The organism is Planctobacterium sp. AWH2_060 (assembly GCF_056158425.1).
This window is the reverse complement of the sequence record NZ_JBSWTG010000001.1, coordinates 1,650,346-1,663,829: the sequence shown is the minus strand read 5'-3', so window position 1 is coordinate 1,663,829 and position 13,484 is coordinate 1,650,346. Positions and strand designations below refer to the sequence as shown.

The 13,484-nt window shown below is 44.7% G+C and carries 12 protein-coding genes; 11 read left to right on the top strand and 1 reads right to left on the bottom strand.

Going from position 1 to position 13,484, the window contains the following annotated elements:
* The first annotated feature begins 65 nt into the window (after positions 1–65).
* The 10 genes from ACXAD8_RS07280 to ACXAD8_RS07235 all read left to right on the top strand — a co-directional run bounded on the left by ACXAD8_RS07280 (position 66) and on the right by ACXAD8_RS07235 (position 10,713).
* On the top strand, positions 66–1,082 hold the full coding sequence (locus ACXAD8_RS07280) for a TauD/TfdA family dioxygenase (protein WP_475226689.1): 1,017 nt from the start codon (positions 66–68) through the stop codon (positions 1,080–1,082).
* 6 nt (positions 1,083–1,088) lie between these two features.
* Positions 1,089–1,916, top strand: coding sequence for a DUF6875 domain-containing protein (locus ACXAD8_RS07275; RefSeq protein ID WP_475226687.1), 828 nt, complete (start codon positions 1,089–1,091; stop codon positions 1,914–1,916).
* A 72-nt stretch (positions 1,917–1,988) separates the two neighbouring features.
* Complete coding sequence (locus tag ACXAD8_RS07270) at positions 1,989–2,939, top strand: TSUP family transporter (protein WP_475226685.1); 951 nt, start codon at positions 1,989–1,991, stop codon at positions 2,937–2,939.
* The gene (locus ACXAD8_RS07265) at positions 2,932–3,723 is read left to right on the top strand and encodes a 4'-phosphopantetheinyl transferase family protein (protein WP_475226682.1); all 792 of its coding nucleotides are present in this window, start codon (positions 2,932–2,934) and stop codon (positions 3,721–3,723) included. The genes ACXAD8_RS07270 and ACXAD8_RS07265 overlap by 8 nt, the downstream gene beginning before the upstream one ends.
* A 120-nt stretch (positions 3,724–3,843) precedes the next feature.
* Positions 3,844–4,083, top strand: a complete 240-nt coding sequence (locus ACXAD8_RS07260) for a TIGR02647 family protein (RefSeq protein ID WP_229528940.1) — start codon at positions 3,844–3,846, stop codon at positions 4,081–4,083.
* A 137-nt stretch (positions 4,084–4,220) separates the two neighbouring features.
* Positions 4,221–4,970 (top strand): ABC transporter ATP-binding protein, encoded by a 750-nt coding sequence (locus tag ACXAD8_RS07255; RefSeq protein WP_475226680.1) that lies wholly within the window; start codon positions 4,221–4,223, stop codon positions 4,968–4,970.
* Positions 4,963–7,440 carry an ABC transporter permease gene (locus ACXAD8_RS07250; RefSeq protein WP_475226677.1) on the top strand — a complete coding sequence of 826 codons (2,478 nt, stop codon included), beginning with the start codon at positions 4,963–4,965 and terminating at the stop codon, positions 7,438–7,440. Before ACXAD8_RS07255 ends, ACXAD8_RS07250 begins: the two co-directional genes overlap by 8 nt.
* A 114-nt stretch (positions 7,441–7,554) precedes the next feature.
* Complete coding sequence (locus tag ACXAD8_RS07245; RefSeq protein WP_475226675.1) at positions 7,555–8,676, top strand: type 1 glutamine amidotransferase domain-containing protein; 1,122 nt, start codon at positions 7,555–7,557, stop codon at positions 8,674–8,676.
* Between the two features lie 44 nt (positions 8,677–8,720).
* Positions 8,721–9,422, top strand: a complete 702-nt coding sequence (locus tag ACXAD8_RS07240; RefSeq protein ID WP_475226673.1) for a response regulator transcription factor — start codon at positions 8,721–8,723, stop codon at positions 9,420–9,422.
* Positions 9,423–9,426: 4 nt separating this feature from the next.
* Positions 9,427–10,713, top strand: coding sequence for a sensor histidine kinase (locus tag ACXAD8_RS07235; RefSeq protein ID WP_475226671.1), 1,287 nt, complete (start codon positions 9,427–9,429; stop codon positions 10,711–10,713).
* 16 nt (positions 10,714–10,729) lie between these two features.
* On the opposite strand, the gene ACXAD8_RS07230 is transcribed toward ACXAD8_RS07235, so the two are convergent.
* The gene (locus ACXAD8_RS07230; RefSeq protein ID WP_475226668.1) at positions 10,730–11,548 is read right to left on the bottom strand and encodes a hypothetical protein; all 819 of its coding nucleotides are present in this window, start codon (positions 11,546–11,548) and stop codon (positions 10,730–10,732) included.
* Positions 11,549–11,828: 280 nt separating this feature from the next.
* On the opposite strand from ACXAD8_RS07230, the gene ACXAD8_RS07225 reads away from it, so the two are divergent.
* On the top strand, positions 11,829–13,457 hold the full coding sequence (locus ACXAD8_RS07225; RefSeq protein WP_475226666.1) for a TldD/PmbA family protein: 1,629 nt from the start codon (positions 11,829–11,831) through the stop codon (positions 13,455–13,457).
* Positions 13,458–13,484: the final 27 nt, after the last annotated feature.

Below are 13,484 nucleotides of genomic sequence, written 5' to 3'. Positions count from 1 at the left end.
GCTGCGGACAACATTTTGTTTGTCCGCAGTAGTATCTGAATAAACTCGCTAATACAGTATCTGCAATGATAAACAACAATAATAAAGAACTAATACTACAAGAGGTGGCAGGGCTACCAATTTTGTTAGAAGTCGATACGCAAGGGAAAAAGGCGATTGAGTGGGCCAAAGAAAATAGCCAGTCTGTGCAGACGCTATTGGAGAAAAATGGCGCACTACTCATCAGAGGTTTGCGCATTCCCGGCAGTAAACCATTCTCGCAATTATTAGAAACGCTGTTTGGGCAAGAGTTGTTGACCTACAGCAATAGGTCTACTCCCAGAACCGAACTAAGAGGAAACGTCTATACTGCCACCGAGTATCATTCTGACCAGGTAATCGCACAACACAATGAAAATTCCTATACCAACAAATGGGCAATGAGATTGGGGTTTTTATGTTTACAAACAGCGGAGTCTGGAGGTGCGACACCGATCAGTGATAGCCGATTGCTTTATCAAAAGTTACCGCAAGAGATAATCGAACGATTTGAACAGCACAACATAAAATATGTGCGTAATTATTCGGATATCGATGTTCCATGGCAGGAGGTTTTTCAGACTGAAAGCCGAAGCGAAGTTGAACAGTTTTGTAGCGACAATAACATTGAATTTACATGGCTGGACAATGGCGGACTGCGCACCAGTCAGGTTAATCAGGCGACAGCAATACACCCAATAACGGGAGAAAAGGTGTGGTTTAATCAGGCTCATTTGTTCCACATAAGTAATCTCGAAGAGAGCACCCAGAAGCACTTGCTTGAAATAATGAGAGAAGATGAGCTACCCAGAAATACTTACTATGGTGACGGTACGCCTATTGAAGCCGAGGTTTTGCAATTAATTCGGGACCTCTATGAAGAGACCAAAGTGTCTTTCACCTGGCAAAAAGGTGATCTGTTGCTATTGGATAACATGCTATTTACCCATGGTAGAGAGAGCTTTACCGGAGAGAGAAAAGTTTTGGTGGGGATGGCATCACCAATGACGGCAAAACTTTGTGAGACTTCATTGCCCCTTACTGAAAATCAAATTGCTGAGTAATACATCATGATTAAAGACTTAGATAATAAAACGATGAACACCTTTAGATCGTCTGATACCAGAGTAAACGGTTGTCCCGTTAATGGTAAAGATGTAGCCAGCAAAGTTATCCCGGATGAGATTTTCAAAAGTACTTCACCCATCGTGTCGTTGCGCCCTATTTCAAAAGTAATGGAGTCCAGTGCTAAAGGCTCACCGCTCTGGAAAACTTGTGAATGGATAAAGAATTTCTTAGCCAGACCTCATCAGGAATTGGGGCGAAAAGGCTCTGTATGCCCATTCATTCCGACATCATTGCAAACTGATGGTTTGTGGCTTGCAGAAATTACCGACAATGATCTCTCCGTGGATGATATCGGAAGTATGTTTTTGCAATATCGAGAGTTATTCTTAAAAACTGAGCCTGTTCAGGGAGCTGGCGCGTTAAACAAGGCATTTATTATTGTTTTACCAAAACTGGGTGAAAATGCGGCTCGTATTATTGATGAAATTCACGGCAGATATAAAGAAGAATTTGTCGGTATGGGTTTGATGTTGGGGGAATTTTACATGGGTAATCAAAGTCCAGGGTTACACAATGAAGACTTTAAACCAATGTGCAGCCCCTTACCTGTTTTGGGGATAAGGTATATGGCTGACCTGGATTTACCATTTTTTACCCGAGACGTTATTCCACCGCTTGACCGGATATTCTATTTGCGGTCATACATTCAATCGCTTTCGGGTAAATTAAGTAAAGCCAAATTAAACCGGGCGTTGGATGCCTTGGTGCAAGCTGAGTTAGAGGTCAGAGCGCAAGATACATTGGACATTCCCTCTGCCCAGTTAGTTTAACCATAACAATATGTTGTATCTCATGCGTGAGATAAAAGTGAAAAAAATTGCTGCGTTGAGAAGTGTTTTATAATGAAACTGGATGTTCGATTTTTCTCCCTGTTAGTAGCCTGTCTACTGCTGCTTTGGGTGGCTTTTATGTCACATTTCGGGTTGTTTGTGGTGTGGCAAGACTATTGGTCAAGTGCGCTTGTCATGGTCTTTGGTTCATTCGTTGCGGGCTCAACGCCTTTAGGCGGAGGGGCAGTAGCATTCCCTGTCTTTTCTAAGTTTTTTGCCATTGAAGCAGAGCAGGCCAAAGTGTTTTCTTTGTTTATTCAATCAGTTGGAATGACCTCTGCGACTTTATTTTTTATATTCTCTCGCATCTATATTAATTGGAAGGTGTTGCTGGCATTGTTGCCCACCACCATAGTTGGGTTTATATGGGTTATGTCTGGCCCATTATTAGTCAATACAGAAATTAAATTGCTCTTTAGTATTTGTGCGCTTATTACTGGCATGTTGTTGCTACTGTCACATAAAAAAGGCGATAGCGACGAAAAGCAGGTGACAATCTTAGGACTGGCCTTAATGGGTGTTGCCGGTGGTGCATTGGCCGCAACACTGGGGGCTGGAGCGGATACCATGTTGTTTTTCTGCCTGGCAATACTGTACCGTCGACCAGCCAAGCAAATTATTCCCACAACTGTTACCTATATGGCGCTTACTTCGATAATTGGCAGCACTTATATCCTGACATTTGAACCGGAAATTATTTCTGCTTTTGTGTCCAATAGTTGGTTAGTGGCTGCTCCGGTAGTACTGGTATTTGCACCTATTGGCGGGTGGGTTATGTCCAAAGCTAACCCCAAAGCACTGTTGCTTTTTATTAAAATTGTATTGTTTGCCGAAGCCAGTTCAACATTGTTTTTCTCGGAACTCTCATTTACTCAGGCGATGTTACTATTGGCAATACTGGTATTATCTTTTAGCTATTTTGTGAAAAATTTTAACCTTGTGTTCAGAGGAAAGAATGCCTGAATTGTGTTTGACTAATATGTGTTTGGCCGGACAAGCAACCAGATTAGAGAGCGATAACTTTATCCTTTCACATGGCGAATTTCATTTGCCTGATATTCATGGGGCCAGGGTTTATAACTGCAATTTTGCCGTGGATAATTATCATGACGGCTTGTTTCAGAATTTAAATATTCACCTTCCTGAGCATTTGTTAAACGCTGTGAATAAAAGGAAAGCTGAATTTTTGGCAGGACGTTTTTGTGCTGCTAATGCAATGCAATTGCTTGGAATAGACAATCGAACGCTTGAAGTTGGCGAGAATCGATGCCCCCGATGGCCGGAAACCATGACTGGCGCTATTACCCATACTGGTAATTCTGCGAAGTGTATTGTCGCACAATCTGCCTGGTCAGATGTAGGTATCGATGAAGAGGTTTGGTTGTCATCTGATGTTGCCGAACAAATATGTCATCAAATTCTGAATGCCAGGGAAATTGAAATTTTGCGAAATACTGGTTTGCCATTTGAAAAAGCCGTCACTATGGTGTTTTCTGCCAAAGAGACCTTATTCAAAGCATTTTATCGACTTATTGGCGAATATTTTGGTTTTGAAGCTTTTGTGTTGGTGACTGAAGTGTTGGGTAAAAAAAGTGGCGTATTGAGGTTTTACCCAGATAGCAACATGGCTCAACGACTTAATTTAACAACACCAGTTGCGGTTAATTATATAACTCAGGCAGACGGTATTTTGACCTACTACTTACCTGATGTTAATCAAGACTATTGGCTGGAAACTGGCGGTTAAATCGTTATCTGTAACAGCCTGTTTGTGTAAACGTCAAAAACTAAGCATATTTTTGTGGTGTTCAAGGTCTAATTTGCACTACACTCATTTTGACCCTAATAAATTCTAAAGAGAGTGTGAATGAATCAGATAACACCAGAAATGAAAGATGAAATAGAGTTGATCCTGAAATTCCCTAACCAAAGTTTGGATCAGGGCCTGAAAATTCATCACGATGCTGACCCTGCCATGGTTGATGCCGCACAGCGATTGTTTCAAAAGGGGATTATTACTCAGGCTGACGGTGGTTATCTTACCCATCTGGGGCATGATTTGCAGGAACACGCCACTACACTTATCACCGCGTTGAAAGGACACTAATCGCTTCAGACAATCCAGGCTACTCAATCCAGAGTAGCCATGCCAATAGCATTGCCAGTTAGATTGGAATGAGTTTTCACAACTGTTTCACACGCTGACATTTAGGCTGACATCGTCCACACAACGGAGTTTCAACAATGTCAGTCAGCAAAGTTAATTCGGGTTTTATTCAGTTAAACAATGTTAGCCAGTCGTTTACTAGTCAGGGCCAACAAATCACCTTGTTTAGCCAGCTTGATATCGCTATTCACCAGCGGCGTTCTTACGCTATAACCGGACCGTCTGGCTCCGGTAAATCTAGCTTATTAACCCTGATGTCCGGTTTAGCACAGCCCAGCACAGGGAGCTGCCAATACCACGGTGTCAGTGGTATTCAGCCCTTGTCGGAAATCAGAGATAAAGTGGGCTTTATTTTTCAGCAGTTTCACTTACTGCCTGAGTTAACTGCATTACACAATGTGGCACTACCGCTAAAGCTACGCGGGCAACGGGACGCCACTAAAAAAGCTACAGAGTGGCTGGAAAAAGTGGGACTTGGCAATCGTCTGACTCACAAACCGGCACAACTAAGCGGTGGCGAGCAGCAACGGGTAGCGATTGCCAGAGCACTAGTGTTTGAGCCTGAATTTATTTTTGCTGATGAACCCACAGGCAACCTGGATAGCGCTTCGGCAAAAGAAGTGTCTGAAATCCTGTTTTCCTGCTGTCAGGAACGAGGAGCTGCGCTGGTGATGGTGACCCACAGTGAATCGTTAGCGGCGCAGGCGCAACAGATACTGGCGTTTAACGAAGGCAAGTTAGCGTGGGCTAGTCGCGAAAAAGATCGGGCTATGGCAGCAACACAAACAGAATCGTCAGTAGATTCTGAGGCGGTGCAATATGCTTAATCAAAATCTACTTCTGGCCTGGCAGTTTTTCTCTCAGGAAAGAGGCTATCTGTGGCAGCGCTTTATCGCCTGGACGCAAATCATACTGATGGTATTTATGGTTACCCTGAGTTTGACCAGCGCTTCTGTTCAGTCTTATCTCGCCGGGAATCTGAATAATCTTTTGGGGGCTGACCTGGTGTTGCAACACAGTCGTGCATTGACAGGAAAACATCAGCAAGCACTTTCGGAATTCTCTGAACAAATAGTGTTAACCCGGAGTATCAATACTACGCTGACCTTCAACGAGCAGTGGCAAAGAGCAACATTGAAAGCGGTTGGGGAAGACTATCCGCTGCAGGGCGAGCTGAGGGCTGGAAGCTCCGTTGAAAACCCAGAAGTTCAGTTGGTGGGCCCGGCTTCCGGAGAGATATGGTTGGATTCAAGATTGATGGCCGGTCTGGCAGCGCAACCGGGCAGTGTGCTGCAGATTGCTGGTGTCGATTTTATCGTGAGCAAAGTTTTATTGCATGAGCCGGATCGACTGATGGAGGGACACAATGTACAAATGCGGGCTTTGATTCATCAACAGGATTTGGCTGCTCTCAATTTTTCTGAAAATTTATTGACTCATCGTTATCTGGTGGCGGCTTCAGGTGAGCAAATTCAGCAGATACAGGACTGGCAAAAACAGGCGCTACCCGCTGCGACCCTTTATCATAAAAAAGGGGCGCATCCACTGGCGTTGTTTTGGCAAAGAACTGAAAACTTTATTGGTCTGGCGTCTATTATTTTGTTCTTCATGGCCGCTATTGCAATGCAGCAATTGACTCGGGTAAAACTACAAAAAGAGCAATTCTTTGGTGCAATTTGTCAAAGTTTAGGAGCCAACAAAAAAACGATTTTTCAAATTTCCCTGATGAAGTGGCTGTTACAGTCAGTCGCGCTGATCCCCTGGGTTATGCTGCTTTCGCTGGTTTGTCACTGGCTATTACTGGGCTGGTTGGCTGAAACATTTCAGGGTTTAAGCTGGCAGCCAGACTGGCTTTTAGCATTCTCTACAACATTGCTGATATTGCTGGTATTTGCGGCATTCCAACTGCCGGTCTGGTTAGGTGTGGCTAAGTCTTCTGTGTTGCAACTAATACTCAACCAGGCGCAAAAATTGAATCAGGGCATCGCCTGGTTGTGCGCGCTGGTGGTGCTGGCGGGTATCGCCGTCGCCTATTCTGACAATGGCTTATTAACCACTATGGTATTGGGTACTATGGCGGCCAGTATCCTGATGATCATGTTGTTGAGTTGGCTGGTCCTGTCGCTGGGAGAGTGGTTAACACGCAATATTTCCGGTTTGGTGCCGTTTGCATTTTTCATGATGAAACAACGCCTTATCACGAAAAGTACACAGATTTTAGGTGTTGGGTTATGTGCATTTCTGCTGTTATTTACCTTGATGTTGTTACGTGATTTGGGCAGCAGTATGGCCAATTATCAGCGCCAGCACGACGGTAATTTGTTAGTGTCCCGGGCCAGTGCAGAACAGATGCGTGACCTTGTAACCTGGACAGAAGAGCAGGGCATCAGTATAAGACAAAATAAGCCATTCATGTATGGCAAGCTCATTCGAGTGAATGGACTGTTGCTGGACGACTTCAGTCAGAAGCCCAGTGACAGTATGTCCACTTTACAGCGGGAAATTCGGTTGCATTGGACGGACGCCATTCCGGCCAATAATACGTTGTTAAATGGGCAGTGGTGGCAGCAATATAGTGACAACTGGCAGCAGATTTCGGTAGAGCAGGAGGTATTAACCGATCTTGGGCTTAACATCGGCGATAAATTGACTTTTGCCATTGCAGAGCAATCGGTTGAGTTTGATATTGTCGCCAGTCATGGTTATAAACCCGGCGCAGGCGCAATTACATTTTGGGTACAAATGCCAACCAGCGCGGTTACTCATCTGTCCGGTGAGCATTATACCATGGCCAGTCTTGAGCTACAGGATGCTCACTTTCCTATGTTGGCACAGTTGTGGCAAAAACATCCTTCGTTACGCATGGTTTCCTTACAAGAAATGATGCAGAACTTTGACAATATGCTCAGAATGGTCACCCAGGTGGTGAGCGGATTCGCATTCTTAATTATATTGCTGGCCACTATTGTGATCCTGTCTTCTATTCAAGCCAGTGAACGCAAAGACAGAAAAAAGAACAGTATTATCCTGAGCTTTGGTTTTTCCCGTAAAACCTGTTTGCAACTGACCTGCCTGGAATGGTTGATTACCGGGGTTATTGCTGCAGGGGGCGCTATCTTTGGTACCTGGTTAGCTGGCTGGTTGATTTATCAATCACAGTTCTCTATGACCTGGCAGCCAGATTTTCTGTGGTTAGCGCTGACACTGCTCACCATATCAGTAGCAGTGGTGGTGCTCGGAGTATTGGCCAGCAAACACAGTTTAAACAGTTCAGTTCGAGAACTTATGACGGACTGAAAAAAACTTTTCCCCTTGCTCAAAAATGGCTCTATCTGAGCCATTTTTCACATCTGTTTCACGCCCCAGATTTTATGCTTTTAAACGCTTAAAACGGTAATTGGAGATTCGAATATGAATGTATTTAAAGGTGTACTAAGCGTATTGATAATTCTTGTTGGATTATTGGCAGGAAGCAATGCCTTAGCAACAGAACAGCAACGGGTGTTGATGGTACTCAGCGGATATGGCGAAGCACAAGGTGAAGTAAAGCCCGGCTATGAATTTGATGAATTTTCTAAAGCTTATTTGGTGTTTAAACAAAATGGCTTGTCAGTGGATATCGCCAGTCCACAAGGAGGCAAAGTTGAAGCCGATAAATATGATCCGGAAAAACCCTACAACGCTTTGGTTTTAAAGGATGAAGCGATTATGGCTAAGCTGGATAACACTCTGGCATTGGCAACCTTGAATGCAAAGCACTACGACGCTGTATTTATTGTGGGTGGCAAAGGTGCAATGTTTGATTTACCCAAAGATCAAACTCTGCAAACCCTTATTGCTGATATTTATCAGCGCCAGGGCGTGGTAGCGGCTGTTTGTCATGGCCCTGCTGCATTAGTAGACGTTAAGCTCAACGATGGTAGTTATCTGGTGGCAAACAAAGCGGTTAACGGATTTACTAATCAGGAAGAGCAACTGTTTGGTAAAAAGTGGCTGCCTGAGTTTGAATTCATGCTGCAGGACAAATTGATCGAGCGAGGTGGTAAGTTTCAGTCTTCCGATATTATGCTTAGCCATGTGGCTGTTGAGGAGCGCCTGATCACCGGCCAAAATCCGTCATCCACAATATCTGTGGCTGAAGAACTGGTTAAATCCTTAGGTCTTGAGCTGAATTCACTGCAATCGTTTCGAGACGATCGCACCCTTGCGCTGGTGGCAAAGTTCCTTGACGGTGACTCTGAAGCTCTGCAGATATTGGCCAGCGATGCGGAGCACTATCATATTCCGTTAGCGGGAATGTATGGTTACTATTATCTGGCACTTGCTGAAACCGACCAGCAACTGCACAATGCACTTCAGTTGATGCAGGCGGCACAAAAAAACATAGCCAATCCGCAACTGGATATTCAAATTGCAAAAACTCTGCGAAAGCTGGGGAATAATCAGGCGGCAATGACAACCTTGAATGCGATTCTGGCTAAACACCCAGATTTCGAACCCGCCAAAACCATGCTGAATACGCTGACTTTGTAAAGCAACCTCCTTCGGGAGCGCTAAACGCGATAAAAGGAATAACAATGACACAACTCCCTTCTTTGCAAATCCTACTGGTGGAGGACCAGTTGAGCATTGCCCAAAACATAGCTGAGTTTATGGAACACAAAGGCCATGTTATGGATTTCGCCGGGAAGGGACCGCAAGGACTAGAGTTAGCGTTACAAAATTACTATGATCTGGTGATATTAGATCTTAATTTGCCTGGCATGGATGGCCTGGATGTCTGTAAGCACATCAGAGAAAAAGCTGACAGGCATGTACCCATCCTGATGTTGACCGCAAGAGACAGTATTGCCGACAAGGTGTCGGGATTTCACAGTGGCGCAGATGATTATCTGACCAAACCCTTCTCTCTGGAAGAATTGGAAGTACGTTGTCTGGCGTTATCGCGACGGCACGTGCTGAATACTCGAGAAGTCATTGAACTAGGACCGCTGCAAATCGACAGAAAGCGCAAAACGGTGGCCAGAGAGGGGCAATCTGTGGCATTGAATAGTATGGGATTTCGCATCTTGATGGTTTTGGTAGATGCCTATCCCCAGGTGGTGAGTCGTTCTGAGCTGAGTCACAAATTATGGGGTGATGAACCTACCGAGTCCGATTCTCTGCGTTCTCATATTTACCAATTACGCAATCTTTTAGATAAGCCATTTGCCAGTCAGTTAATTAAAACCGTATTTGGTGTTGGCTTTACTTTAGATATCGAAAATACGGAGAGCTAGGCCGATGCAGTTAAATGGCAAGCGTTATCACAGTCTGAGTAAGCGTATTGTCTTGCAGTTTTGCTTATTTACTGTGGTCCTGTCTTTCATCTTTGGCGCATTGACCTTTCTGTTGATGTACGTCCTTGAAGATAATTTCATCGAAAAAGACATTGCGCGACAGGCGGAACAACTTATCACTGAATATCAAGCTAACGGCACCTGGTCGCAACCAGATAATGCTAGGATGAGTCTGCATTTTTCGAAGCAAACATTTCCCGAAGAAATCAGAGAAATAGCTCTTCTGGAGCCAAGACGCATAGAATTTTATGGCGAGCAGGGACGACACTACCATGCAATGAGACTGCATGATTACCCAGATATGTATTTACTGGCTGAAGTCAGCGCCGACCTGCAAGTGCGCAAGATTCGCAAGGGTATTTTGGTTTTATTGGTAGTCAGCACTGTGCTGGTGTCACTCATTGCCTGTATGTTGGCCTGGCTGGTGGCTCGAAAAACCACTAAACCATTAAAACAGCTTGCGGAGCTGGTGGATGGTGTGGCACCGGAACAGATCCCCAAACAGTTTGCTGAACAATTTCCCAATAATGAAGTGGGCGTGTTGGCGGTAACACTGGAACAAACCTTGGGTCGAATCAGTGAAGCACTCAGTCGAGAAAAGCACTTTACCCGTGATGTCAGCCACGAGTTGCGCACGCCACTGGCGGTAATTAAAAATGCAGTGGAATTGGGACGAAGTCAAAAACAAGCTGATCAAAATGAAACGGATAACAACAGCGACAAAATACTAAATCGTATTTACGAGGCCGCCAGTCAGATGGAAAAGACAGTGCAGGCGCTATTAATGTTGGCCAGAGAAGAACACAATGCAACGCGAAAGCAAACCGTTGCCCTGATGCCGATTCTGGAACAATCCATTTTGGATAACGGCGTCCTGTTAAAAAATAAGCCAGTGGATATTGATGTTTCTGAAGATTGTGAAGTCACCGTAGAGGCCGCCCCTGAAATGCTAAAAGTGTTGCTAGACAACCTGTTAAGCAACGCTTTTCAATATACTGATTCTGGTGAGGTACGCATTGATTTTAGCAATGGCAAATTGATTATTCAGGATACAGGGCCTGGGATTGAGCCAGGGATTTGCGAAAAGGTCACCGAAGCCGGCGTAAAAGGCGAAAAAAGCACAGGCTTTGGCTTTGGGTTGTCTATTGTTAAACGCCTTTGTGAGCACCAGGGCTGGCAAATTCAGGTGGCAAACCAACAAGGCACCCGGATCACTATTCAGTTTTGCTAACAGGGTGCCTGAATTTTTATTTCTTCTCTGAATGTGTAATGGCTGCTAATTTATTTGTCTGTGTATCTGGCACATACTGGTAATCACTGTAGGTGTCTTTAGACACTTCATCTATTTCAGTAAAAAATGCCCAACTGCCTTTCATCGTCATGTTGTTCGATAGTGGCAATATGGAAGTGTCTATTTTTTGAAAATTAAACTGAATAGCCAACTCGCTAATTTTTGCACTAAACATAGGGGAGAAAGGCGCGGTATTGGCAATATCAATGGACTCGATAAATTGCTGTTGTTTGTTGTATGTTAACAGACCCTGCAGGTGGTTAGAGGCTTCATCGCCTAGCTGAGATAGTGACACCTTAAAGTTCGCACGTAAATAGTCGTCGTCTTCACTTTCTAATGTCAGCGTAGGGATCTGAATTAGCTCTTTTAGGCTAAAGGAGAAATTCGACTCCTGCGATTCTGTTTTCTTGTCATACTGTTTTTGTCGTTTTTGCTGGTAATTGCGCTGCTCTTTATCAGAGGGAGTTTCGCCATTGAGCTTAAGCAATACCCAGCGTTGTCCTTTGGGTAAACTGGCATCGTAACGTTCAACTCTGCTACTGATATCGCCTTCTTCGTTTTCGTAGCGTTCCACTAAGCGAGACCAGTTACTGCGTGGTGTCGCTTCGAACGCTGCAATGGCCTGAGCTATAACCGCTGTTAAGTCGGTTGCAGCAGAAACTATCTGTTGTGGCTGACTTGGGTTTTCAACTTGAGTTGCTGTACCAGCCACTGGGCCAGTTGAAAAGACTGCCAGGGCCAGTGCACCAGACCATATTTTATTGTGATTACGCATATATTTCTCTTTTTACCGGGTTAAGAAACCCAAAGCTTAAAAGTGAAAATGTGAAACCCGCGTGAAAATGTCTTGCACTCAGTTTAATGACCGCAATGACATTGCTTTCAGCTGTTCCCATATGCTGTTCAGGCCATGTTCATATCTGGCAGAAACATTTTGAAAATATTAACCGCAGTAAATCGAAAGCCCCTCAGTTGACCTTGTGCTTCATTCCTGACAGTCTGACACGCTGCTGTAAATTTAAAAACAATAACACTTAACGACAACGAGGTTGGAAATGGACAGACGGGAATTTGTGAAAATCGCCGGTGTGGGCACTGGCGCCCTGATGTTACCTGTGATGGGTAATGTTGTTGCCGAGGAGCAATTGCTCGATAAACCGATGGACGTGCAGTTTAAAAAGAAACTTGCTGATGTGGCACTCAATGCCGCGAAAGCAAAAGGCGCTACCTATTGTGATGTGCGCATAGGGCGCTACCTGAATCAATTTGTCACTACCAGAGAAAAGAACGTAGATAATATTGTAAATACTGAATCTGCGGGTGTAGGGATTCGGGTAATCGTCAACGGTACCTGGGGTTTTGCAGCCAGTTCCAAAATGGATCCAGATTCAGTGGCGAAAACCGCAATGCAGGCCTGTGCTGTTGCCAAAGCTAATTCTAAATTTCAGGATGAACCCGTCAAACTGGCGCCAGTGAAAGGGGTAGGTGAAGTGTCTTGGCAGACGCCTATCAAGAAAAACGCCATAGAAATTCCAATCAAGGAAAAAGTGGATTTGTTGTTGTCGGTAAATGATGCTGCGATGGCTAACGGGGCTAACTACATCACCTCGATATTGTTCCTCGTGAATGAACAGAAGTATTTCGCCTCCAGTGATGGCTCCTACATTGATCAGGACGTGCACCGTTTATGGGCTCCGTTTTTTGCCACATCGGTAGGTGAGGGCGGATTTAAAACCCGTAACAGTCTGGGGAATCCTGTGGGTATGGGCTTTGAATATCTGGATGGTAAAGAAGAAGACAAGATCCGTGTTCAGGGCGCGAATATCGGCTATAAAAATTCATACGACATGCTGGAAGATGCTGCTGAAGCCGGTAAGCAACTTAAAGCCAAATTAAAAGCGAAGTCTGTTGAACCTGGTAAATATGACCTGGTACTGGACCCGGCTCACCTGATGTTGACCATTCACGAGTCAGTGGGGCACCCACTGGAACTGGATCGGGTATTGGGTTACGAAGCGAACTATGCCGGAACCAGCTTTGCTACTCTGGACAAATGGCGTTCCGGTAAATTCCAGTACGGCTCTGACATTGTTAACCTGTTTGCAGACAAGACTCAGGAAGGCTCTCTGGGCTATGTGGGTTACGACGATGAAGGTGTTAAAACCAAAGAATGGGACCTGGTTAAAGATGGTATTCTGGTGAACTACCAGGCCACTCGTGACCAGGTGCATATGATTGATCAGAAAGAATCACATGGTTGTTGTTATTCGCAAAGTTGGGCAGATGTGCAGTTCCAGCGGATGCCGAATGTCTCTTTGCGACCCAACGAAAAGGATATTTCTGCAGAAGATGTTATTAAAGACGTGGAAGACGGTATTTATATCGCCGGTCGCGGCTCCTTTTCCATTGACCAACAACGCTATAACTTCCAGTTTGGTGGTCAGTTATTTTATGAAATCAAAAATGGCAAGATCACCGATCAAATCGAGGATGTTGCTTATCAGTCCAATACTCAGGAATTCTGGAACAGCTGTACTCAACTAGCTGGTAAATCAGATTATCGCCTGGGTGGTTCTTTCTTTGATGGCAAAGGCCAACCCTCTCAGGTGAGCGCTGTATCGCACGGCTGCCCCACCACCCGATTTAACAATGTCAACGTTATCAACACCGCGCGTAACGTGTAAGCACTGACAACAATTAGAGAGGATTTT